We start from the raw sequence: 25,343 nt of genomic DNA on the forward strand, positions 1-25,343 counted from the left end.
ACCGTGACAGTGACAGCCGCATTCATGAGTGCAGAGAGAGACTTTGGTCGAAGGCCAGACTGACCTTAGCGACGATGAGTGATCCTGGCCCGGACCCAGGCCCAGAGGGCTACACCGATGGTGACTCCCAGCAGGGCCGAGCCAATGACATCCCAGGCTCCATCATAGATCAACGCACCGACAAGGCCGGTCAGGCTGAGGATCATAAGCAGCAGGGGCACACCCAGTATAGCGACGAGCGGAAACGACCGACGCATCAGATCGCCTTCCGTCGCTTGCCAAGCCACAGGTACAGACCCGAGCCTAGGATGATGATTGTCACCAGGTCCAGGATGCCCCAGACGATCTTCAGCGCCAGCCCGCCATAGTCGCCGAAATGCAGCGGCTGCGACAGAGCCAGGGTCTTCACATACCAGGGCGTCGGCGCAATGGCGGCCAGTTCGCCGGTGTGTGCATCGATCAGGGCTGGCGTCGTCAGATGCGTCGTCAACGGCGTGTCGCCATGGAAGAACACGGCGTAGTGGTGGTCCGTCGAATAGGCGGTGCCGGGAAAAGCCACAAATTGCAGTGTCTTGCCCGGCAGGGCCGCTCTCGCCCGCTCTACGGCCACATCCAGGGAGGCCCGCTCGCCGACCGGGGCCGGATCGGCATAGGCCACCGTCAGTTCCTTCAGCGCCGTATCCTTCCAGTAGGCCAGGATGGGCGTCGCCAGGGTGTTGACGATGCCGGTCACCCCGACCACCAGGACCCAGCCCACCGTCACGATGCCCAGCAGGTTGTGATAGTCCAGCCACCGGGTCCGCGCGGCCTTGTCGATCCGGATCGTCCCGAACACCAGCCGCCGCATGAACGGCACATAGAGCACCACGCCCGACACCACGGCGACCACCAGCAGCAGCCCCATCGCCCCCAGAAACAGCATGCCCGGCAGACCCAGGAACATGTCGGTGTGAAGCTGCAGCAAGAACTCCATCACCGGATGACCGGCCACCAGCGGAGCCGCCTCGCCGCTGGTCTGGTCGATGGGCTGGAATGAGTACTGCCCCTCGGGCGCATCGGGCCTCCGGCTGGTGACGTTCACCACCGGCCGGTCCTCGTCGAAGCTCATGAAGGCCGGCACCTCACCGGGCTGACGCGCCAGTGCGGTCTCCAGCACCTGATCCAGCGACAGACGACGCCCGTCCGCATGGGCGGGCGCCCACGGCTCGTCCAGCAGCAGGTGATCAAGCTCATGGCTGAACACCAGCGGCAGGCCCGTGATGCACAGCATCAGCAGGAAGGCGGTCGAGACCAGGCTCGACCACTTGTGGACCCACGACCAGCCCTTGAGGGTGCGTGTCTGCATCCGCCTCAGAAGTCCGTCGACAGTGACAGCCGCAAGGTGCGCGGCGCGCCCAGCGTCAGATAGTTGGCCCCCGGAAAGCCACCGACGGCGACCCATTGATCCTCATCTGCCAGGTTCTCGACCCGGGCTCGCAGGGTGACCGGGCGATCCGCGACTTGGGTCACATAGCGCAAACCGGCGTCGAAACGGGTCCAGCTGTCGAGTTGCACAGTGTTCGCTTCATTGACCTGCTGCTCACCCGTGAAGACGGCGCGGCCTTCGAGGGTCAGACCAGCGAACTGAGGAACATCCCATTCGACATTGGCGTTGGCCTGGAAGTCAGGGACGCCGATGGCTTCGGTTGAGACGATCTCGGTATCCAACCAGCTTGCTCCGCCGATCAGACGCAGGCCGGGAACCGGCTCGCCGAATACGCTGACCTCGACACCCCGGTTTTGCTGCTCATCACCGTCGCCGTAGATGCCAAACTGATCAGCAGGCGGGGCGTCCGGATTGACGATGTAGAACGACTCCGTGGCCTGGGTTGTCTGGAAGAGGCTCAGCGTGCCGCCGAAGGTCCCTCCATCATATTTCACCCCGACTTCGCTCTGTTTCGAGCGGAACGGCGACAGCACCTCCTGCACGTTCTGGACGCGCACACCGTTGACGACCGACGGCGCGATCTTGCCGGGCTGCAGGGCCTCGGCGTAGTTCGCGTAGACGGCCACAGCGTCGCTCAGCTTGTAGACCAGAGCGAACACCGGCGTGATCGCGTCGCCTTCGACCGCCGGAGAAGGCGCGCCGGTGTTGTAGTCGTAGGTCCGCGTCTCGATCTGCTGATACCGGGCACCGACCGTGGCCAGCAGCCTGCCGTCCATGAAGGACATCATGTCGGCAACGGCGACGCTGCTGTTGTTGACGCGCTCGGTCACCAGAGGATTGTCGAGGTCGCCGCCGACCAGGGCGTCCGTTACAGGCGGACTAGCGACAACTGGCGCGTAAAGATCGCTGGCGAAACCCGCGAAGTCGGAGAAGGCATAGGCGTTGCGCGACCTGGACTGAACCTGCGACGCCGAGGCCACCAACGTATGCCCGACCGGACCGGTGGTCAGCTCGGCACGCACGCCGATATCACCGGACCAGACCGTGTCCTCGCGCGTATTGTCGAAGCGATAGGCGCTCAGCGTGCCGTCGGGCTGGGCCGCCGGGTTGGCCAGGATATTCGCCTCCTCGCCCTGACGACCACCGAAGGCGGCCCAGGCGGTGACGGTGTCGCTGAGATCGAACTCGCCGCGCACGACACCAAACAGCTGACGCTCGTCGGTATAGGTCCAGGGCTGGGCGAAATTGCTGTCCGCGTCTGGGGGCGTGGGTACGGCCCCGAGCGGCGTCACGGTCGGGCGCGGCGCGTCGATGCGGTGGTCCTGATAGCCGATGTCGGCCGAGAACCGCGCCCGCGCGCCGCGACGGTCCAGACCCAGGCCGACGGCGGTCAGTTCGCGGCTTTCGCCCTCGACACCCGCCTCCCCGTCCCGGCGGGCCACATTCAGCCTCAAGCCATAGTCGTCGGCGGCACCGAAGCGCCGGGCGATATCGGCGGCCAGATACAACTCGCTCTCGCCGTCGATCCCGGCGGTCAGCCGCGTCAGGGCTTCGTCCGGGGCCCGCTTGGGCGTCAGGTTGAAGGCCCCGCCGACGCCGCTGCCACCCGGAGCCGCCCCGTTCAGAAAGGCCGTCGCACCGTGAAAGACCTCGACCCGCTCCAGAAACTCCGCCGCCACGAACTGACGCGGCAGGATGCCGTACAGTCCGTTGTAGGTCATGTCGTCCGAATAGACCGGGAAGCCGCGGATGACGTACAGCTCCTGGAAATTGCCGAAGCCCTTGGACACGCGCACCGCCGGATCGTTCTGCAGCACGTCGCCGACGCTGCGGGCCTGCTGATTGCGGGTCAGCTCTTCGGTATAGCTGGTCGTGGCGAATGGCGTGTCCATGACGCCCAGATTGCCGAACAGCCCGACCCGTCCACCGCGCGCGACCTGGCCACCGGCATAGGGCGACGTCAGGGTCACCTGCGAGCCCGTGACGATCACGTCGTCGATCTGTGTGACCTCGGTATCCTGAGCCTGTGCCTGGGAACCCAGGATCAGGGCTGCAGTCGAGGCCAGAAGCAGGGTACGGAGCATGGGACGACGCCTTCACGATAATGAGAACGCGTCGCAGTATAGGATGAAGCCAGCTCATTCAACGTTGATCTAGCGGTCCGGGTAAAATGCGGCGATTTGCTGCGCTGATGATGCGCAAGCACGCATCAACCGCTCGTGCTGCCTGAGGCAAAGCGAAACAGCTAACCCCGGTCGGAAAAAGGCCGCCGATGATATCGGCGGCCTCAAGCAACTAGTGGAATGTCGTGGCGACTTCCGCCTCACGGCTTTCCGGCTTCTTACGCGCCGCAGCCACCGCGAAGACCGCCAGTAGGGCGTAGCCGACCAGCGGCACGAAGAAAGCCGGGTTGAAGATCTCGGTCGCATCGTCGACCAACATCCCGCCGATCAGGGGCAGGACGGCCCCACCGACGATGGCCGTGCACAGCAGGCCCGAGGTTGCCGACACCGGCGCGCTGGAACGCTCCAGCGTCAGGGTAAAGATGGTCGGGAACATGATCGAGTTGAAGAAACCCACGCCGATCGCGGCATAGGCGGCGGTCGTGCCCGAGGACTGCGTCACCACCAAGCAGAGGATCGCGGCGATCACCGTATTGACCGTCAGCAAGACGCCGGCAGGCACGCGTGTCAGCAGGATCGCACCGATCAGGCGACCGACCATCGCGCCACCCCAGTAGAAGCTGACCAGACGACCCGCATCGACCTCGGGCAGGTTAAGAATGGACGGGCTGGCCAGGAAGTTGGTCAGCAGGCCGCCGATGGTCACCTCGGATCCCACATAGACGAAGATGGCAAGGGCCCCGAACACGGCCCAGCGCGAGCTGAAGGCCTTTAGCGGTGAGGAGACGGCGTCGCCCTGAGCCCCCTCGGCTGCAGCATTGATCTTCTTGCGGGCCGTAAAGATGAAAAACGCGACTACGGCGAAGACGGAGGCCAGCCCCAGGAAGGCGAAGTCGATGCTGCGCAGCGACTCGTCGCGCGTCGCCGCCGTGACTACGGCACCGGTTGCGAACACGCCGCCCGTCAGCAGAACGCTGGAGCCCAGCAGCGGCCCCAAGGTGGTGCCCAGCGAGTTGAAGAACTGCGAGAAGTTCAGGCGCGCATGGGACCCCTTCGGCGAGCCGAGCACGGCGACCAGAGGATTGGCCGCGACCTGCAGCAGGGTTACGCCCGATGCTATGACAAACAGACCAAGCAGCACGATCTCATAGACGTCGACCAGGGTGGCCAGCGGGATGATCAAACACCCAACGACCATCACGCCGAGGGCGGAAATGATCGAGCGGCTGTACCCTAGCCGACCCAGAATCCCTGCAGCGGGGATAGACACCACAGCATAGGCGATAAACCAGGCCGAGGCGGTCAGCAGCGCCTCGGTCGTCGTCAGGTCGAATACCTTGCGCACCGCCGCGATCAGTGGGTCGATCAACGAGGTCGCAAACCCCCAGGCAAAAAACAGCGTAGTCACATAAGCGAAGGCCAGGCCTGTGCCCTTGCGTGGTGCGGTCGAAGTGTCGGTCATGTCTCTCCCCGGAGTCGTCGGCGGCATCCGCGCGACGATCATGCGCTCTAGGTTTCATCCGTGCGCGGTTGCGTCCAGCGCATTTTCGCGGGCCGTAACCAAAAGTGCCCTGCGCTGCCAGCAAAAAGAAAGGCCGCCCCGGTCTCCCGCGGCGGCCCAGTTCGACCGTTCAGGGCGGTCAGTAGCGGTAGCTCAATCCCACCAGGAACGACCGGCCATAGGTCTGATGGTCGATGACCTGGCGCTCGTCGCCATTCTGGAACGTGTAGAACGGCTCGTCGGTCAGGTTGTTGACCTGAGCGAGGAAAGATAGGCCCTCCAGGGCGCCGGATTCGAACTGGTAACCGATCTGGGCGTCCACCACGCTTTCCTCGCCGACACTGCGCAAGGTTCGGCCATTGCCGAAACCGGCGACCTCACCCAGGAAATCCGAGCGGTAACGGTTCGATGCCCGGACCTGGAAGCCTCTGTTTTCGTAGTAGATGGTCGTGTTGACCACCGTTTCCGACAGCCCAGGCAGGGCCGTTGTGTTCACGCCGTCCGGCTTTATCTCGCTGGACGTTTGCGAGGCGCTGAACTGAAGGCCGAAGCCTTCCAGTGCCGGATGGAAGACCTCGAACGGCACGGAGGCGGCAAACTCGATACCGCTGATGTAGCCACCATCGCCGTTGGCCGGGGTTGAAACGATGCCTTCATTGATGACCGGCGTAACGCCCGGTGCGTTGGTCGGGTATCCGGTGAAATCGAAGATCTGATTGCGCGTGTAAACGTAGGTTTCCAGATCCTTGTAGAAAGCTGCAACCGAGACATAGCCCCGCCGGTTCGCGAAATACTGTTCGAACGACAGGTCAACGACATTGGCGATCGTTGGCCGCAGTTCCGGATTGCCGCCACCACCGCTCCAGGGCGAGTTCAGCTCTGGCGTGGCCGTGTCATTGTTGTTGCCGACATTGAAGTTGTAGTTTTGCGACGCTCGCATGTCGTCCATGCGGGGACGAGCAAGAACTCGTGACGCGGCAAACCGCAGGAACCGGTCCTCGCCAATCTCCAGGATCAGGTTCGCGCTAGGCAGGACCTCGACGTAGTCGTCGCCACCATTGACCGCGATGGACACGGTGCTGCTGCCCGTGCCACTGGCCGAGAAGCCGCTCGATTCCTGAGATGTGTCGACGATCTGCAGACCGAGGTTGCCGGTCAGGGCGCGTCCGAACAGTTCGTGGTCAATGTTGGCCTTGACGTAGTAGGTATTGACCGTCTCGCCGACGACCCAGTTGCCACTCAGGACGTCCGCGTTCGGGTTGCGAGCCTGCGTGTAGAAGCCGGAGTTTACCAGGCCCAGTGCGTCATAGCTGATGACCGCCGGAATACCGAGATAGTCCAACCGGGTCGGTGCCAGCAGGAACTGGGTCGGGATCGGCGTCGTGTCACCCGCAGCCCCCAGGAAGAACTGGTCGTTGGCAAAGGACTTCTCGCGGTCCGACAGATTGATGCCAAAATCGATCGAGCTGAACAGACCACCATTGAAGTCACGACGCGCCGTCAGACGCACAGCCTTGATCTCATCGTCGATCGACGGCGTGTTCAGATAGCCGACCTGTCCGCCGGGAACGATATCCCCACCCCACCCCTGAGGGCTGGTCAGGAAGATGGTGTTCGGGTCGGCATAGTTCAGTGTCGTGGTCAGCACAGGCACGCCGTCGCTGCCGGTGACAAAGCTGACACTGTCAGTCGCTCCGTCGATATTGCGACCTGTACCCGAGTAAGTCTCCAGAACCACGTCCTGCCGCTCGACCTTGGAGTAGTTCAGGTCCAGCCCCAGTCTCCAGTTGTCGCTGGCCTGGAACTGCGTATTCCAGCCCAGAGACGTGATCGTGCTGTCGCGGGTGTTGACGTCGTTCCGGATCACGCCCTTGACGTTATCGAAGGTACCGGCTGTGATCAGGCCGTTTTCGACTGTTGCGCCAGGCCGCAGAACGGGTGCGGGGCGACAGCCCGCTGTTTGAGTATTGTTGCTGATCTGACAACCGCCCAGAACGGTTGAACTCCGCTCGGGATTTTCCGCCAATCCGCCCCAGTACAACGGAAACTCGATGCCGCGCAGAATCTGGGTGTTGGTGAACTCGGAATAAAAAGCGTCGATAATCGAGGTGAACCGGTCGTTCGGCCGGAACTCCAGCACGCCCATGAAGCCGTCACGCTCCAGTTCGCTGGACATGACGTAGGGCTTCATTCCGCCGATGACCAGCTGCCCGACTTCCTCCTCATAACCGGGCCGCACTGTACGTGGGCCATCTGGAATCAGCGTCTCTCCGTAGAGATCGTTGCCAATATCCACCGTCGGATAACCCCAGGCATTGAACCGCTCGGACTGGTAGGGACTCTTGATGTGGGCATAGCCCAGAGCGATACCGATCGTGTCGTCCGCAAACTGGTCGATATACGAGATAGAGTAGCGGCTGCCATGATCGGTCGTGCCGGAGTTCAGCGCCCCGATGTCGTTCCACTCATAGCGCGCGTTCACGGCGATAGCCTGGCGACCATAGGCCAGGGGCCGGATAGTCTGAAGGTCAACAGTGCCACCCAGACCCTGACCGATCAGAGCCGAGTCCGGGGTCTTGTAGACCGTTACGCCACTGAGCAATTCCGAAGGATACTGATCGAACTCCACGCCCCGGTTGTCGCCAGTCGTGACCTGTTCACGCCCGTTCAGCAGAGCCGTCGTAAAGTCGGGACCGAGCCCTCGGATGGAGATGGCCTGGCTGCGCCCGTCCAGGCGCTGCGCCGTCAGGCCGGGCAGACGAGCAAGAGATTCGGCGATGGACACATCCGGCAACTTGCCGATGTCCTCGGCGGAAATGACCTCGACGATCGAGGTGTTGCGGGCCTTGGCCGCGATCGAGTTCTGGATGGACGCGCGAATGCCGGTGACAACGATCTCATCAATCTCGGTCGCTTCATCGGGATCAGGCTGTGCTGGGACGTCTTGAGCAGCAGCGGTTCCGACGACGGCCAGCAATCCGGCAGCACCGATTGCGGCACTGGCGAGCAGACGGGCACGACGCGTGGCATGGGTTCTCATAACTCTCTCTCCCTCAGGCCGTCGCATTTCTGATGAAGCGTCCGGGCTCTGATCGCAAAGTTATGCAAACTTGTGGGAACGTTGCAAGCCTGTAATCATCCAGCCCCCGCTAATCGTGACTGAAATACGACAGGTCAGGAGCGATTATCGCAGCGCAACAGGGATAAACTCATCCGTCGTCGCAATCTCGCCCTGCAGCCGCAATGGATTGACAGGCGTCAAATCCACTGCAAAATATTGCAAAATGATCCGCTGGACCACGTCGTTCACGGACAGTGAGGGAACGACATGGCCAGACGGGCGCGACACCGCTGCAGCAATCGATTCGGCGTCAGCACCGCATTGGCGGCCGCTCTTGCGTGTGTGGCAGCACCTGCCTGGACGCAGAGCCCGGCGCTCGAAGCGCTACGCCAACGCCCCGCCCAGGACGAGATCATCTATTTCATGCTGCCGGACCGGTTCGCGAACGGCGACCCGTCCAATGACACGGGCGGCATCGCGGGTGGGCGGCTGGACCACGGATTCGATCCGACGCACGCGGGCTTCTACCACGGCGGCGATCTGGCCGGCGTGATGCAGCGGCTGGACTACATCCAAGGTCTGGGCGCGACCGCGATCTGGTTCGCCCCCATCTTCAAGAACAAGCCGGTTCAGGGGGAGCCGGGCCGCGAGTACGCCGGCAATCACGGCTACTGGATCACCGACTTCACCGCCGTGGACCCGCATTTCGGCGATGAGGCAACGATGAAGGCTCTTGTCGAGGCCGCTCACGCGCGCGGCATGAAGGTCTATCTGGACATCGTCACCAACCACACGGCCGATGTGATCCGGTACCGGGAATGCCCGGCGAACGATTGCGCCTATCGCAGCCGTGCCGACTATCCGTTCACCCGTCGCGGGGGTATCGATGGCGAACCGATCAACGACGGTTTCCTGAACGACGGGACCGCCGAGGATTTCGCGCGGCTGACCCGCCCGGACTATGCCTATACGCCCTACGTCCCGACCGGTGAGGAGACAGTCAAGGTTCCGGCCTGGCTGAACGATCCGATCTACTATCACAACCGCGGCGACTCGACCTTTCGGGGCGAGAGTTCACTGGACGGGGATTTCGCCGGGCTCGACGGGCTGATGACCGAACATCCCCGGGTCGTGGCCGGCATGATCGAGATCTTCGGCGGCTGGATCGACAAATACGGCATCGACGGCTTCCGCATCGACACCGCACGCCATGTGAATCCCGAGTTCTGGCAGGCGTTTGTCCCCGCCATGCTGGAGCGGGCCGAGGCGCAAGGCATCCCGAACTTCCACATCTTCGGCGAAGTCTATGACCACGATCCCGCCGTGCTGTCGCGCTTCACCCGCGTCGATGGCTTCCCGGCCGTGCTTGATTTCGCCTTCCAGAGCGTCGTCACGGACGTGGTGGGGCGCGGCAAGCCGACCGAGATGCTGGCCAAGCTGTACGACGCCGACGTCAACTATGAGGGCGGGACTGAGACGGCGATGCAGTTGCCGACCTTCCTGGGCAACCATGACATGGGCCGGATCGGCAACTTCATCCAGGTCGCCAACCCAGATATTTCGGATCAGGAACTTCAGGCCCGCTCGAGTTTGGCCCATGCCGTGATGATGTTCACGCGTGGTGTGCCGACCCTGTATTACGGCGACGAACAGGGCTTCGCCGGCGACGGCGGCTATGGCGGCGCGCGCCAGGACATGTTCGCCACCCAGGTCGACGACTACGCAGACGACCGCATCATCGGCGGTCGCAGCGACCCGTTCGACACCGAGGCGCCGCTGTACAAGGCCATTTCGGAGATGGCTGCCCTGCGGGCCCAGCACCCGACCCTGCGGCGCGGCCGTCAGCTGGTCCGGTTCGCGGGCGACGGCCCCGGCCTGTTCGCCGTGTCGCGCTTCGACGAACAGGGTGACGGCGAGACCCTGATCGTGTTCAACACCAGTACTGCGCCGGTCACAGCCCAGGTCGAGGTCGAGCCGAGCTCGGCCGATTGGAGCGCCGTTCGCGGGGCCTGCGCATCCGCCGCTTCGGCGCCCGCCAGTCTGGGCGTGACCGTGCCGGCCCTGGATTACATGATCTGCCGTTCGGAAGGTGCGCGTTGAACATCCAGGTCATGACATCCCCCGTCGTCGACGCCGCCGGTCAGACCGAATGGTGGCGCGGCGCGGTGCTGTATCAGGTGTATCCGCGCAGCTTCGCCGACTCGAACGACGACGGTATCGGCGACCTGCCGGGCATCACGGCGCATCTGGAGCATATCGCCTCGCTGGGCGTGGACGGGATCTGGCTCTCGCCTTTCTTCAAGTCGCCGATGAAGGACTTCGGCTATGACGTCTCGGACTATCTGGACGTCGATCCGATCTTCGGCACCCTCGCCGACTTTGACGCCCTGATCGCGCGGGCGCATGCCCTGGACCTGAAGGTCATCATCGACCAGGTCTATTCCCACACGTCGGACGAACACGACTGGTTCGTCGAGAGCCGGTCCAGCCGGACCAACGCCAAGGCCGACTGGTACGTCTGGGCCGACGCCAAGGCTGACGGCTCGCCCCCCTCCAACTGGCAGTCGGTGTTTGGCGGTCCGGCCTGGACGTGGGATGCGCGCCGCCGCCAGTACTACATGCATAATTTCCTGAAGGAGCAGCCGCAGCTGAACGTCAGGAACCCGGAGGTCCAGGCCGCGCTGATGGACGCGATGCGGTTCTGGCTGGACCGGGGCGTGGACGGGTTCCGGCTGGATGCGCTGAACTTCGCGATGCACGACCCTCGCCTGACGGACAATCCGCCGCTCAGCGACAACGGCAAGCGGACCCGGCCATTCGACTTCCAGGACAAGGTCCACAACCAGTCCCAGCCGGAAATCCCTGCCTTCCTGACCCGTCTGCGCAAGCTCGCCGACGCTTACGGTGCGCGCACGGGCCGCGACCGCTTCCTGGTGGCCGAGGTCGGCGGCGACCGGGCCAATGAGGAGATGAAGCAGTATACCGAAGGCGGCGACCGGCTGCATTCGGCCTATGGCTTTCTGTACCTGTATGCCGACCAGCTGACGTCGGAACTGGTCGATCGCGGCCCGGCCATGTGGCCCGGCACCGAGGGCGAGGGCTGGCCCAGCTGGACCTTTTCCAACCACGATGCCCCGCGCGCCATCAGCCGCTGGGCCCAGGGCCGTGACGAAAAGGCCTTCGCCGAGATGGCCATGCTGCTGCTGGTCTGTCTGCGCGGGAACGTCTTCGTCTATCAGGGCGAGGAGCTGGGCCTGCCCCAGGCCCATGTTCCTTTCGAGCGGCTGGTCGATCCCGAAGCCATCGCCAACTGGCCCGAGACCCTGGGCCGCGACGGGGCCCGAACGCCGATCCCCTGGCGGCACGACGCGCCCCAGGCCGGGTTCTCAAGCGTCGAGCCCTGGCTACCCGTCGATCCGCGCCACACAGACCTGTCGGTCGATGTTCAGGAGGTGGACACCGGATCGACCTTGCACCGCAGCCGCCGCCTGATCGGGCTGCGCAGACGCTTCCCGGTTTTGCGCACCGGATCGATGTCGATGGTCACGGCCAAGGACGGCCTGCTGGTCTTCTGGCGCGGCGAGGGCTCCCAGGGTCTGCTCTGCGTCTTCAACCTCGGCCACGATCCGATCGAATGGTCGCCGCCGATGGGCTGGCAGGTCGTCGAAGCGGTCAATGCGCCCGATCCCGCCGCCGGCACCCTGCCCCCACTGGCCGGCCTGCTGCTGGCCCAGGTGGCCGGATGACCTCAGCCGCCGCAGGTCTCGCGAACGATAAGGTCCGTCGGAATCCGTTCCGACCGGCCCGCGCGATCTCCGGTGCCGTCCAGCAGTTTGGACACCATCAGACGCCCCGCCTTGGCGGTGTCCTGGGCGATGGTCGACAGCGCCGGGCGGCTGTACCGACTGAAGGGCACATTATCGAAGCCGATAACGCTGACGTCGCCGGGCACGCTCTTGCCCGCATGCAGCAGGGCCCGCACGGCTCCGAGAGCGATCAGGTCGGACGCGCAGACGATGCCGTCGAACGGCACACCGCGCCGGATCAGGCTGTCGACCGAGGCCTCGGCCGACTCGACCTCGAAATGGGCGTCCACGATCAGGTCCGGATCGACGCCCAGTCCCGCGCTGGTAAGGGCCTCCACATACCCGCGGTGGCGCTGCATGGCCTCGGGCGGGTCCAGATCGCCCAGGAACACGATCCGCTCGCGCCCCAAACGCGCCAGATGCAGCGTCGCGCGCCGACCGCCTGCGATATTGTCCGATCCGATCGAGCAATAGGTCTGGTCCGGGAACTCTGCGCCCCAGACCACGAACCGGCCGTCGGTCTCCGCCATCCGGTTGAAGGCGGAATGCAGGGTGCTCTGGCCCAGGAAGATCACGCCGTCGGCCCGGCTGGTGGTCATGGCCGCCGACAGGTCCTCGAACGACTGGGGCGCGACATGGCTCATGACCAGATCGCAGTCCCGCTCGCGCGCCGCCTCCCCGACCCCGGCCAGCAGTTCCAAGAAGAAGGGATCGCTCAACCGCCCTTCCCGCCCCTGGGGTCGCGGGGTCACGATAGCGATCGTGCCAGACGCCCCGATCGGACCGGCGGGCATGTAGCGGCGGAACGGATAGTCGTGCTCGCGCGCCAGTTTCCAGATCAGCTGTTTGGTGCGGTCATTGACCGCCGGGCTGTCATTCAGCGCCCGCGACGCCGTCGAGATCGAGACCCCGGCCAGGCGCGCCAGGTCTTCCAGGCGGGTCGATCGCTTGGTCACCGGACAACCCCTGCAAATTTTGCTGCAAACCACGTCATTTCGCCATCTGCGCTACTTCGCGCAAGCTTGGCAAGAGGCCTCGCCTCACAGCTGTAAGGAGCGTTCACCCATGCGGATTTCACTGCTCACCCTGGCGATCATCGCCATGGCGATCCCGTCGCTGGCGCGCGCCCAGGCGGCCGATCCGGTGCGCGTCTCCTCCCCAGAGGGCGTGCTGACCGTCGAGGTCGCGACCGACAATGACGGCCGCCCGACCTATGCCGTCAGCCGGCTGGGCCGCCCGGTCGTAGCGGCCTCGCGGCTCGGCTTCATCCTGACCGATCAGCCCAAGCTGGAACGCGGCCTGGTGCCAACAGCCTCGGCCCCCACCAGCTTCGACGAGACCTGGGAGCAGCCCTGGGGTGAGCGCCGCGAAATCCGCAATCGCTATAACGAGATGCGCGTCACCTTCACCGAACGTGCCGAGCCCAATCGCCGCTTCGACGTGGTTTTCCGCCTCTACGACGACGGTCTGGGCTTCCGTTACGAGTTCCCCGAACAGGCCAGCTTGTCGACGCTGAAGATCGCCTCCGAACTGACTGAATTTAATCTGGTCGACCCGGGCGAGGCCTGGTGGATTCCGGCCTGGGAATGGAACCGCGAGGAGTATCTCTACCACCGCACGCCGATCGACGGCGTAGGCTCCGCCCAGACCCCGATGACGGTCCGCACGAACAACGGCCTGCACGTTTCCATCCATGAGGCCGCCCTGACCGACTATGCCGGGATGAACCTGCGCCGGGCCGAGGGTCAGCGCTTCGCCGCCCAATTGACACCGGGCTTCACCAACGCCGCCGTCGAACGCACAGCCCCGTTCAACACACCGTGGCGCACGCTCCAGATCACCGACACGGCGGGCGAACTGGTCGAATCCAGCCTGATCCTGAACCTGAACGAGCCCAACAAGCTGGGTGATGTCAGCTGGTTCAAACCGATGAAATACGTCGGCATCTGGTGGGACATGCATCTGGAGACGCGCAGCTGGAATTCCGGCCCCAGACACGGCGCGACCACCGAATACACCAAGCGTCATATCGACTTCGCCGCCGAGCATGGTTTCGGCGGGGTGCTGGTCGAAGGCTGGAACGTCGGCTGGGACGGCAACTGGTTCGGTAACGGCTGGGACTACAGCTTCACCGAGGCCTATCCCGACTACGACCTGAAAGAGGTTACTGACTACGCTCGCGAGAAGGGCGTGATGATCATCGGCCACAATGAGACGGGCGGAAACGCCTATCACTATGAGCGCCAGATCGACGACGCCTTCGCCCTGTACGAACAGCTGGGCATCGGGGCCATCAAGACCGGCTATGTCGCCGACGCTGGCCAGGCTCGCGTCGCAGGCCCGGACGGTCAGCCGACCTTGGCCTGGCACGAGAGCCAGGCGATCAGCCGCCACGAGCTGAACGTCGTCGAGACCGCCGCCCGCCACCGCATCGCCGTCAACGCCCATGAGCCGATGAAGGACACGGGCCTGCGCCGCACCTATCCGAACATGATCAGCCGCGAGGGCGCGCGTGGCATGGAGTTCAGCGCCTGGGGCCAGCCCGGCAATCCGCCCGAGCATGAGCTGAACCTGATCTTCACGCGCCTGCTGGCCGGACCGATGGACTATACGCCCGGCATCTTCGGCATGGAGACGCGCAGCCCGGATGGTGTCGCCACAACCTGGGCCAAACAACTTGCGCTCTATGTGACCATCTACAGCCCGGTCCAGATGGCGGCAGATATTCTGGAAAACTATGAGGCCAACCCCGCCCCGTTCCAGTTCATCAAGGATGTGGCGGTCGACTGGGACGACACCCGGGTTCTCAATGGCGAGATCGGCGACTTCGTCACCATCGCCCGCAAGGAACGCGGCACCCGCGAGTGGTTCCTGGGGTCGATCACCGACGAGAACCCGCGTTCGCTTACGGCCTCGCTCAGTTTCCTTGAGCCCGGCGTCCAGTATCGTGCCGAGATCTATCGCGACGGTCCCAACGCCGACTGGCGTGACGGTGACGGCCGCAGCCGCACCGACATCGTCATCGAGCAGAAGACCGTCACATCGGCGGACACCCTGCCCCTGAACCTCGCCCCCGGCGGCGGTCAGGCGATCCGCTTCGTGCCGCTGGGACGTGCCCGCTGATGACCGCCTTGGGAGCCGACGCCGTGAAGCCATTCGCCAGTGTTCGTCCGCGTCTGACGCGGCTCGCGATCTGGAATATGTGCGTCGGTTTTTTCGGCATCCAGATCGGCTTCGGCCTGCAGAACGCCAACACCAGCCGCATCTTTCAAACACTGGGGGCCGAGGTCGACAGTCTCGCAATCCTCTGGATCGCCGCCCCCCTGACCGGCCTCATCGTCCAGCCCATCATTGGCCATTTCAGCGACAAGACCTGGGGTCGGTTGGGCCGACGCCGGCCCTATTTCCTGTTCGGGGCCATCGCCACGACCATCGCCCTGGTCTTCATGCCCAACGCCCCCGTCCTCTGGATGGCGGCGGCGACGCTGTGGATCATGGACGCGGCGATCAATGTCACCATGGAGCCGTTCCGCGCCTTCGTCGGCGACAATCTGCCGGAGGAGCAGCGCGCCACCGGCTATGCGATGCAGAGCTTCTTCATCGGCACCGGCGCCGTCTTCGCTTCCTGCCTGCCGTGGCTGCTGACCCAGGGCGGTGTCGCCAATACCGCACCCGAGGGCATCGTCCCCGATAGCGTGCGGATCAGCTTCTACGTCGGCGCGGCCGCCATGCTGGTGGCCGTCCTCTGGACCGTCTTCTCGACAAAGGAATACAGTCCCGAACAGATCGACGCTTTCGAAGGCGCCCGCCCGTCGCCTCTGGCTGATCACGAACTTCGCCCCGCCGCCCGCTATCTGAATGGTGGCTTGATCTGGCTGGCCGTCGGCGCGCTCGCCTTCCTTGCCGTCTGGTTCGTGCGCGACCAGGCCGCGGCCCTGCCCGCCGACGTCGACGACTGGCGCAAGGCCGTCGGCAAGGAGCTGTATGTCCTGGCTGGCTTCGTCGCGGGTTTCGGCACGCTGCAACTGGTCGTCGCCGCCTTCCGCCGTGCCGCGAAATCCAACGGCCTGACCGAGATCCTGGACGACATGTTCGGCATGCCCGAGACCATGCGCGGCCTGGCCGTGGTCCAGTTCTTCAGCTGGTTCGCCCTGTTCGCCATGTGGATCTACACCACCGCCGCCGTCACCGCCGTCCATTTCGGCTCCAGCGACACGACCTCGGTGGCATATAACGAGGGCGCGGACTGGGTCGGCGTCCTGTTTGGCATCTACAACGGTGTCGCCGCCCTGGTCGCTTTCGCCCTGCCGGTGCTGGCCCGCCGGGTCGGCAAGCGCGGGGCCCATGCGGTGGCCCTCACCATGGGCGGCCTCGGCCTGATCGGCATCTTCCTGATCCGCGATCCGCAGATGCTGTGGCTGCCGATGATCGGCGTCGGCATCGCCTGGGCATCGATCGTGTCGATGCCCTACGCCATCCTGTCGAGCGCCGTGCCGGGGCGCAAGATGGGCGTCTATATGGGCGTCTTCAACATCTTCATCGTGGTGCCGCAACTGGTCGCCGCGACCCTGCTGGGGCTGATGCTGAACGCCCTGTTCCAGTCCCAGGCTATCTGGGCGCTGGTCGTCGGCGGCATCAGCTTCTTCATCGCCGCGGCCTTTGCGCTTCGGGTGCGCGAGGCCCGCCCATGAACTGTTCCACGCCCCTCCTCATTTCGCCGACCCTGTGAGCATGCCCATGACCAAGTCCCTGATCCTGGCCTCCGTCGCCACCCTGGCCCTGTGCGCCGCTCCCGCTCTGGCTCAGGACCAGGCCCGCATAGCCCCCGGCGCGCCCGGCGAGGCCCCGACCTGGGTCAATGCGGCCAAGACCGGAGCGGGCGCGTCCTATGAGGCCTATGTCGATGGTCGCTACGCCGACGGCGGCCCGACCGGTGACGTCAGCCGCGTCTGGTTCTCCCTCGCCGACGGGATCCTGACCGAAACCATGTATGGCCTGATTCACGAGGCCCAGATCAAGCAGCTACGCTTTGCCGTCGTGACCGGAACCGGCCTGTCGGTCGAAGGGACGGACACCACAAGCCGAACGGAGTATCTGCACACCGATGCGAACGGTCGTCCGCTCTCGCCTGCTTACCGAGTCATCACCACGGACAACCAAGGCCGCTACGAGATCGAAAAGCGCATCTATACCGACCCGGACCAGCAATCGCTGGTCGTGCGGACAACGATCAAGGCGATGAGCGGCGAGATCACGCCCTACCTCCTGCTTGAGCCGCACATCGCCAACACGGGCGTCGGCGATAGGGGCTCGGTGGACGGAATCGGCTTCGATCCACAAACTCAAGTTGGCGAAGATGCCCCCCTGCGCGGGGCTTTTCACGCTTTCGAGGGTAACACCAACCTTGTCCTTTTGGCTGACGCTCCTTTTCACGCGAGCAGCGTTGGGTTCGTAGGCACATCCGATGGCCTACGCGACCTCGCTGACGGTCAATTGGACCAACGCTACACTACGACCGGCGACGCGGCAGGTAACATCATGCTGACGGGGCAAATGCGAAGACTTTCGGCCGGTGAAAGCGAAGGCCGCGACTTCGTCATCGGCTTCGGACCCAACGGGCGCGCAGCCACAGACGCTGCCCACAACACCTTCCGCACCGGCCTCGACACCGTCCTGGCCAACTTCAACGGCGAGGGCGACCGCGTGGGTTGGGAAGACTACATCGCCTCCCTGACCGATCTGCCGCGCATCGCCGAACAGTCCACCGACGGCGGCAAGCTGGCCTATGCCTCGGCCCTGATGCTGAAAGTGCAGGAGGACCGCACCCATGCCGGTGCCCTGATCGCCAGCCTGTCCAACCCGTGGGGCGACACGGTCGATGCGACCAATCCCTCGACTGGCTACAAGGCCGTCTGGCCCCGCGACTTCTATCAGGTGGCCATGGCCATGCTGGCGCTGGGCGACACCGAGACGCCGCTCGCCGCCTTCCGCTACCTGCCGCAGGTCCAGGTTCGCGCCGACACGCCCGGCAATACCGGGGCCACCGGCTGGTTCCTGCAAAAGACCTGGGTCGACGGCACCGTCGAATGGGTCGCGGTCCAGCTGGACCAGACCGCCATGCCGATCATGCTGGGCTACAAGCTCTGGAAGGCCGGCCTGGTCTCAGAAGCCGAGATGGCCGACATGTACACCCGCATGATCAAGCCCGCCGCCGACTTCCTGGTCGAGGGGGGCAAGCTGGGGCTGAACTGGAACGACCGCACCGTCACCCCGCCCTGGACTCAGCAGGAGCGGTGGGAGGAGCAGGAAGGCTATTCCCCCTCCACCACCGCCGCCGTGGTCGCGGGTCTGGTCACGGCCGCCGAGATCGCGCGGGCGTCCGGCGACACCGCATCGGCTGACCGCTACCTCGCCACCGCCGACGACTATGCGGGCAAGATCGAGAGCCGCATGTTCACGACCGAGGGCTCGCTGGGCGACGGCAAATACTTCGTGCGCATCACCCGCAACGACGACCCCAACGACCGCGCGCCCATCGGCGAGGCCAATGCCCAGCAGGGCCTGCCGGAGGATCAGATCGTCGACGGCGGCTTCCTGGAACTGGTTCGCTATGGCGTGCGCCCGCCCTATGCGTCTTCAATCGTCGCCACCCTGCCCGAATATGACGACCAGACGCGCGAGGATCGGCTACGTGTCCGCTACGACCTGAACGGTGTTCCGGCCTGGCGTCGTTATGGCAACGACGGCTATGGCGAGAATGTCGAGACCGGCAACGGCTATGGCGTCGGCGGCATGACCCCCGGCCAGCGCGGACGGGTCTGGCCCTTCTTCACCGGCGAGCGCGGCCACTATGACCTGGCCGCTGTCCTGGCTGACACCTCCGGCAACGAGGGCTGGCGCGAATCCAGCCTGAACGGCATCCGCCTGCTGTATGTCCGCGGCATGGAATCCTTCGCCAACGGCGGACTGCTGCTACCGGAACAGGTCTGGGACGGCGTCGGCAATCCCACGGCCTATAACTACCAGCCCGGCCAGGGCACCAACTCGGCCACGCCGCTGGCCTGGACCCATGCGGAATACATCAAGCTGCTGCGCTCGCTCGCCGACCGCAAGGTCTGGGACATCTACGAGCCGGTGGCAGAGCGCTACAGCGCGGAGTAAATCTCCCTCCCCTTCATGGGGAGGGATGTCGGCGCGCAGCGACGACAGGGTGGGGTGTGTTCAGCCGGAGCAAGACCGTGCTGCGGCTCCCCACCCGTCTTCGCCTTCGGCTCAGCCACCCTCCCCATAAGGGGAGGGAGAAGGCCCTTAGTGACTGTCGTGGCCGTGGGTGTCGCTCTCGGTCGCCGTCGTCGACACCGCCTCGCCGTCCGCGCCCGAGAACCAGAACGGCTGACGGGGCCGCTGGCGCGGGGCGACTTCGTTCATGCCGCTGTCGTACACGCGGCCGTTGGCGATGGTGTAGGCGATGGCCGTGGTGTTGCGGATGTTGTCCAGCGGATTGGAGTTCAGCACCACCATGTCGGCCAGCTTGCCGACCTCCAACGAGCCCAGGTCGCGGTCCAGGCCCAGTCCTCTGGCCCCGTTCAGCGTGCCGGCGCGGATGACCTCCAGCGGTGCCATGCCGCCCTGGGCCAGGCTCCACATCTCCCAGTGCGCGGCCAGGCCTTCGCGCTGGCCGTGGGCCCCGATCTGGACGTTGACGCCCTCGTTGGCGAGGCGGGTCGCCTCGCGCGCGACGGAGATGTGATTCCACTCGTTATCTGGCGCGGTGACCGGGCGACGGGCCCGGGCATCCAGCTGACGACGCGGGACATATTGCGTCAGGATCGGATCGTTCCAGACCTGGCTTTCCTGATACCAGTAGTTTTCGCCATAGCTTCCGCCATAGGCCACCACGATGGTGGGGTTGTAGGAGACGTTCGTCTGACGCCACAGCTGGTGCACGTCGTCATACAGCCGGGCCAGCGGGATCGAGTGCTCGATCGTGGTGTGGCCGTCGATGATCATCGACATGTTGTGCTGATACAGCGAGCCACCTTCCGGTACGACCGACATGTTCAACTGGCGCGCCGCCTCGATGACCTGCTGGCGCTGATCGCGGCGCGGCTGGTTGTAGCTCTTGACGCTCCACGCCCCGGCCGCCTGCATGCGGCGCAGGGTGGACAGGGCGTCGTCCAGGCTGTCGATCTTGGCCGTCGCCCCGCTGGTCGCGCCATACAGGATGGTGCCGGTCGAAAAGATGCGGGGGGCCACCACGCGCCCGGCCCGGGCCAGCTCGCTATGGGCGAAGATCTCGCTGGTGTCGGCCGAGGGGTTGTGGATCGTCGTCACCCCGAAGGCCAGCGACGCATAGTTGACCCAGCTCTGCTCCGGAATGATCTCGTCCGAGCCCATCGCCCCGTGCCAGTGGCCGTCGATGATGCCGGGCATGATGGTCTTGCCCGCCATGTCCATGACCGGAACCCCCGCCGGGACAGGGGTCGAGGCCGCGGGTCCGATGGCCTCGATGCGGTTGCCGTCGACGATAACGACCCCGTTCTCGATGACCTCGGTGCCGTTCATGGTGATCAGCCGCGCCCCGGTCAGGGCCATGCGCCCTTGCGGCTTGTCGGCGTCTGCGGTGAAGCCGATGTTGATGCCGCGCTCATCCGGCTTGGGCAACTCATCCGGAGCGCCTTCGACGAAGGTGAAGGCCTGGTTCAGGTCGCGGCTGAACAGCTCCGACCCCAGCGACCATTGCAGCCGTTGTGAATCGCCCGACCAGCTCAGCCACTCGCCGGAATCGCGCGTGACCCGTGCCTGAGGCAGTGCCTTGCCATCCGTACTGACCGCGATGGGCCGTCCCGCCGCCACGAAGGGCGCAACATAGGCATTGAACCGCTCGGTCCAGCCGATCCAGCGGCCGTCCGGCGAGATGGCGAACTCATTGGCCCATTCGGATGTCAGGTGCGTGCGTTCATCGTCGCCATCCAGATCGACTGACATCAGCGTGCGCTTGTCGCCGTCGCGCCCGGTCAGGAACAGCCGGTCGCCGTCCGCGCCGAACTGTGGCCCCACGCCGTCGCCAGTCACTCGCACGGCGTCTCCGCCAGAAGCCGGTACGCGATAGATGCCCGGATCGCGGCCCCACAGGGCGCTGGTCAGACCGCCGCCATCGACCGTACGATAGACGATGGTGCGCCCGTCCGGAGAGAAGGTCGGCTCGACATAATGGCCGGGGTTCTGCGTGACGACGCGACCCTCGCCGCCATTGGCCGACACCACCCGCACCGTGCCTAGGTCCTGGTCGTCCCAGGTGGTGTAGACCACCGACCGCCCGTCGCGGGACCATGAAGGATAAAGCTCGAAATGGTCTGACTGTCGCGTCAGGCGGCGCGGCGTGCCGGTCGGCAGGTCGCGGATCCACAGATTGCCCAGCGCCTCGAACACCACGCGCGAGCCATCCGGCGACGGCTTGGCCCAGCGGATCATCTTCACGTCGAACTGGTCGGGAGCCACATCGACGACGGTGCGCACCGGTTCCTGGATGCGGCGCGTATCGGCCACGTGGAAGGGGATATCTGACACGGTGCCCGAGGCGACCTCGACCCGCTGGATCCGGCCGTCAGCCCAGAAGACGATGGAGCGGTTGTCCGGCGTCCAGCTGATCGCCGGATAAACGCCGTGAATGGCCCAGGTTTCCTGAAGATCGCGATCCAGGCCCGAGAAGACCGGCGTTTCGCGCCCGGACTCGATGTCCAGCACATAGAGGACGGACTGGTACCGGACCCGCCGGATGAAGGCCAGGGAGCGACCGTCTGGCGAGGGCGTCGGACGGATCGAGCCGCCCGGGCCGGTCACATAGGGCTCGATCTCGCCCGTCTCGCGGTCGAGGCGGCGGATGATGTAGATCTGGCCGTTGACGTCCTTGGAGTATTCGAAGGTGTTGCCCGGCGTGGCGTCGTCGCTGAAATAGACATAGCGGCCGTCGGGCGAGAAGGCGGGCTCACCCGTGTCCTTCTGGGGCGTGCGGCGCTCGGTCATCTGCACCCCGCCGCCGCCCGAGCGGTGATACATCCACAACTCGCCGGCCCCCAGCGACCGGGCCGAGGTGAAATGCTTGCGCCCGATGATGAACTCGCCGTCCGGCGACCACTCGGGCTGGTTCAGCAGGCGGAAGGTTTCCTTGGACACCTGCGTCGGGTTCGATCCGTCGGCGTCCATGATCCAGATGTTGTCGCCCCCAGCCCGGTCGGAGGTAAAGGCGATGTGGCGACCGTCCGGCGACCATTTCGGCTGCATGTCCCAGGCGATGCCGCTGGCGATAGCTCGCGCCTCCCCGCCCCCGATCGGCATCACATAGATGTCGCCCAGCATGTCGAAGACGACAGTCTGGCCGTCCGGGCTGACGTCCAGCGACATCCAGGTGCCGCGCGTCACGTCGATGGGAATGTCGCGTGAGGGTCCGGGCGGGGCCTGGACGTCCCATTTGGGTGCGTTGTCATCCTTGGCTTCGGTCGAGGCGGCTGTAGCCGGGTCCGGCGTCGGCTCGGGGGTCAGCGCGGGTTGCGGAGCCTGGCTCCACGACGGCCCGGCGAACACCAGCGAGGCCACACCGGCCAGCAACAGACGCTTCATATCGATCATCCCCATGTCGTTGCACATCGGCTGAGTGAACACGCCGTGTGCCTTGACCCGCAAAAGAGCATTCTTGCCGGAACGGAGTCCAGTCGGAACACGGATGATGATGGCGAGCTGATCGGGGCTTGCTCCCGGCGTCGCGGAATGCCTAAGTCGCGCCGCCTTAGCTTTTAGCGGAGTCGTTCGCGCGTGAAGTCCTGTCTGGGTGTCCTGCTGGCCGGTCTGATCGCAGCCCCGGCATGGGCGCAGTCTCCCCCTATCTTCAATCCCGGCGCGCCGGGCGCACCATCGCGCGTCATCAGCGCCGCAGAGGCCGTCGCGCTCAGCCGAACGACCTTCACCCCCGGCGATGCGCAGTTCATGCAGCATATGGTCGTCCACCACGGTCAGGCGGTCGAGATGGTAGAACTGCTGCGGGCCAAGGGTGCGGACCCCAAGGTCAAGCTGATGGGCGAACGCATCGCCCTGTGCCAGGAGGCCGAGATCGAGCTGATGCGCAACTGGCTGGCGGATCGAGGCCAGGCGCAGACCATGGACATGCATGCGGGCCACGCGGGCATGAGCCATGCCGGCCATGCGGGACATTCCATGCCAGCCTCAGACACGCCGATCATGCCCGGCATGCTGTCGCCCGCCCAGATGCAGACCCTGGCAGCCTCCAGCGGTACGGATTTCGACCGGCTGTTTTTGCAAGGCATGATCCAGCATCATCAAGGCGCGCTCGACATGGTCGACGACCTGTTGGCCCAGCCCGATGCCGCGCAAGACCCGATGCTGTCCGACTTCGCCTCTTCCGTGGTGGCCGACCAGTCGGCGGAAATTCTGCGGATGCAGTCCTTATTGTCCGATCTCTAGAGCCCTCTTTCGAAAGCGCCGCCAACATGACCATCCGCCGCCCATTGCTCTCGTCTGCCGCCGCCCTGTGTCTGTTGATGGGAGCCGGCGTCGCCGCTGCCCAGGCCCCGGTTGCGGCCTCGCCCCAGACCATTCAGGCCGACGCGCGTTCGGCCCTGACCGGTGGCCTGCGAGATGCGGGCGAATCAGCCTCTGGCCTGGCACTGGAACACGCCTTGGCACCGCCCCCCGGCTTCTTCGATCCCGAGGCCCTGATCCCTCTGCCTGGTAACGAAGAAGAGGCCCGCGCCTTTGCCGCCCGCATGCGCGACAATCCCCCGCGCTACGGTCTGCTCGCCTTGGCCAACAGCGACATGGCTGTGTCGGACGGCAAACTGTTCGTCGGCAATTTCAACGGCTTCAATGCCTATGATATCAGCTCGGGCGAGCCGAAGCTGGTCATGTCCGTCGTCTGCCCGGGTGGTCAGGGCGACGTCTCCGTGCATGGCAATCTGCTGTTCATGTCGGTCGAGCAGAACCGCGCCCGTCTGGACTGCGGTACGACCGAGGCTACTGGCGAGGTCAATGCGGAACGGTTTCGCGGCGTCCGCATCTTTGACATCAGCGACCTGAACGCCCCGCGTCAGATCGCGGCGGTCCAGACCTGCCGCGGGTCGCACACCCATACCCTGGTGCCGGATCCCAGCGACGCCAATGTGCTGTACATCTACAACTCGGCCACATCGGGCGTGCGCAAAACTGACGAACTGGGCATCTGCTCGGACGGCCAGCCGGACGCCAACGCGGAAACGGCCCTGTATTCCATCGACGTGATCAAGGTCCCGTTGGATGCCCCCGAAACCGCCGCCATCGTCAACCGGCCTCGTATCTTCGCGGATCGGGAGACCGGTCAGATCGCAGGCCTGTGGCAGGGCGGCAAGGCCGGTGTGTCGGGCCAGCGCACCGCCCAGACCAACCATTGCCACGATATCACCGTCTATCCGGAACAGAGCCTGGCTGCGGGCGCATGCAGCGGTAACGGCATTCTGCTGGATATCTCCGATCCCCAGAATCCGGCCCGCATCGACGACATCTTCGATGCCGATATGGCCTACTGGCACTCGGCCACCTTCAACAATGCGGGCGACAAGATCGTCTTCACCGATGAGTGGGGCGGCGGGACCAGCGCCCGTTGCCGCGCCGAGGACCCGGCCAACTGGGGAGCCAATCTGGTCGCCAATCTGAAGGACCGCCAACTGGAGGGACAGAGCTTCCACAAACTTCCGTCCGCCCAGGGTCGAACCGAGAACTGCGTGGCCCATAACGGCTCCATCATTCCGGTGCCCGGGCGCGACCTGATGGTTCAGGCCTGGTACCAGGGCGGGATCTCGATCATGGACTTCACCGACGCGGCCCGCCCCGTCGAGATCGCCTATTTCGACCGCGGTCCGATCAATCCCGAGCGTCTGGTCGTCGGCGGTTCGTGGTCGGCCTACTGGTTCAACGGCCGCATCTATTCCAGCGAGATCGCCCGCGGTCTGGACGTGCTGAAACTGGTGCCGAGCGATCAGTTGTCCGCCGCCGAGATCGCCGTCGCCGAAGCCGTTATGGCCGAGGAGATCAACCCCCAGACCCAGCGGCGCATCTCCTGGTCTGACAGCCCCGAGGTTGCGCAGGTCTATCTGGACCAGTTGTCGCGCTCTGCCGCCGTCGATGCAGCCCTGCTCACGCAGGCCCGCACAGCGGTCGATCAGTGGGCGACGGGTGGGTCGGCCGCCTCGTCGGCCGAACTGATTGCGGCTCTGAATGCCGCCGCCGAGAAGGCTGCGGCACCGGATGCGGCGCGTATGAAGGCTCTGGCAGAACTTCTGCAACGCCGCGCTTGAGCCTGCTCACGACCGGATGACGCGATTGCGTTCGAGGCGCTGGAACCGACGGTTTCAGCGCCCGTTCTCAGCGCCTGATTTCG

At 65.0% G+C, this 25,343-nt stretch carries 14 protein-coding genes; 7 read left to right on the forward strand and 7 right to left on the reverse strand.

Annotated elements, in window-relative coordinates:
* Positions 1-65 precede the first annotated feature (65 nt).
* The 5 genes from WC585_RS00810 to WC585_RS00830 all read right to left on the reverse strand — a co-directional run bounded on the left by WC585_RS00810 (position 66) and on the right by WC585_RS00830 (position 8,090).
* Positions 66-257 carry a hypothetical protein gene (locus WC585_RS00810; RefSeq protein WP_373255627.1) on the reverse strand — a complete coding sequence of 64 codons (192 nt, stop codon included), beginning with the start codon at positions 255-257 and terminating at the stop codon, positions 66-68.
* Positions 257-1,441 (reverse strand): PepSY-associated TM helix domain-containing protein, encoded by a 1,185-nt coding sequence (locus WC585_RS00815; RefSeq protein ID WP_373255628.1) that lies wholly within the window; start codon positions 1,439-1,441, stop codon positions 257-259. The genes WC585_RS00810 and WC585_RS00815 overlap by 1 nt, the downstream gene beginning before the upstream one ends.
* Positions 1,351-3,510 carry a TonB-dependent receptor gene (locus tag WC585_RS00820; protein ID WP_373255629.1) on the reverse strand — a complete coding sequence of 720 codons (2,160 nt, stop codon included), beginning with the start codon at positions 3,508-3,510 and terminating at the stop codon, positions 1,351-1,353. The genes WC585_RS00815 and WC585_RS00820 overlap by 91 nt, the downstream gene beginning before the upstream one ends.
* Positions 3,511-3,721: 211 nt before the next feature.
* Complete coding sequence (locus WC585_RS00825; RefSeq protein ID WP_373255630.1) at positions 3,722-5,011, reverse strand: sugar MFS transporter; 1,290 nt, start codon at positions 5,009-5,011, stop codon at positions 3,722-3,724.
* A 178-nt stretch (positions 5,012-5,189) separates the two neighbouring features.
* Positions 5,190-8,090, reverse strand: a complete 2,901-nt coding sequence (locus WC585_RS00830; protein ID WP_373255631.1) for a TonB-dependent receptor — start codon at positions 8,088-8,090, stop codon at positions 5,190-5,192.
* 288 nt (positions 8,091-8,378) lie between these two features.
* Here WC585_RS00830 and WC585_RS00835 point away from each other — a divergent pair, with 288 nt between their 5' ends.
* Together WC585_RS00835 and WC585_RS00840 are read left to right on the forward strand one after the other, a co-directional pair.
* Entirely contained in the window at positions 8,379-10,211 is a 1,833-nt protein-coding gene (locus WC585_RS00835) for an alpha-amylase family glycosyl hydrolase (RefSeq protein WP_373255632.1), read from the forward strand.
* Between the two features lie 11 nt (positions 10,212-10,222).
* A complete protein-coding gene (locus WC585_RS00840) occupies positions 10,223-11,857 on the forward strand; it encodes an alpha-amylase family glycosyl hydrolase (protein ID WP_373255633.1) in 1,635 nt (544 codons plus the stop codon).
* Between the two features lie 2 nt (positions 11,858-11,859).
* Here the strand turns inward: WC585_RS00840 and WC585_RS00845 are convergent, their stop codons facing one another.
* The gene (locus tag WC585_RS00845; RefSeq protein ID WP_373255634.1) at positions 11,860-12,906 is read right to left on the reverse strand and encodes a LacI family DNA-binding transcriptional regulator; all 1,047 of its coding nucleotides are present in this window, start codon (positions 12,904-12,906) and stop codon (positions 11,860-11,862) included.
* 76 nt (positions 12,907-12,982) lie between these two features.
* On the opposite strand from WC585_RS00845, the gene WC585_RS00850 reads away from it, so the two are divergent.
* Genes WC585_RS00850 through WC585_RS00860 form a run of 3 tightly spaced genes read left to right on the forward strand, consistent with a single transcriptional unit; the run spans position 12,983 to position 19,078 of the window.
* Complete coding sequence (locus tag WC585_RS00850; protein WP_373255635.1) at positions 12,983-15,040, forward strand: glycoside hydrolase family 97 protein; 2,058 nt, start codon at positions 12,983-12,985, stop codon at positions 15,038-15,040.
* Complete coding sequence (locus tag WC585_RS00855; protein ID WP_373255636.1) at positions 15,040-16,608, forward strand: MFS transporter; 1,569 nt, start codon at positions 15,040-15,042, stop codon at positions 16,606-16,608. Before WC585_RS00850 ends, WC585_RS00855 begins: the two co-directional genes overlap by 1 nt.
* Before the next feature lie 40 nt (positions 16,609-16,648).
* Positions 16,649-19,078, forward strand: a complete 2,430-nt coding sequence (locus WC585_RS00860; protein ID WP_373255637.1) for a glucan 1,4-alpha-glucosidase — start codon at positions 16,649-16,651, stop codon at positions 19,076-19,078.
* A 147-nt stretch (positions 19,079-19,225) separates the two neighbouring features.
* On the opposite strand, the gene WC585_RS00865 is transcribed toward WC585_RS00860, so the two are convergent.
* The gene (locus tag WC585_RS00865; protein WP_373255638.1) at positions 19,226-22,537 is read right to left on the reverse strand and encodes an amidohydrolase family protein; all 3,312 of its coding nucleotides are present in this window, start codon (positions 22,535-22,537) and stop codon (positions 19,226-19,228) included.
* 192 nt (positions 22,538-22,729) lie between these two features.
* On the opposite strand from WC585_RS00865, the gene WC585_RS00870 reads away from it, so the two are divergent.
* Positions 22,730-23,395 (forward strand): DUF305 domain-containing protein, encoded by a 666-nt coding sequence (locus tag WC585_RS00870; RefSeq protein WP_373255639.1) that lies wholly within the window; start codon positions 22,730-22,732, stop codon positions 23,393-23,395.
* Between the two features lie 26 nt (positions 23,396-23,421).
* On the forward strand, positions 23,422-25,260 hold the full coding sequence (locus WC585_RS00875) for an LVIVD repeat-containing protein (protein ID WP_373255640.1): 1,839 nt from the start codon (positions 23,422-23,424) through the stop codon (positions 25,258-25,260).
* The last annotated feature ends 83 nt before the right edge of the window (positions 25,261-25,343 follow it).

Origin of the sequence: Brevundimonas sp. (assembly GCF_041648055.1) — a bacterium.
Classification (GTDB): Bacteria; Pseudomonadota; Alphaproteobacteria; order Caulobacterales; family Caulobacteraceae; genus Brevundimonas.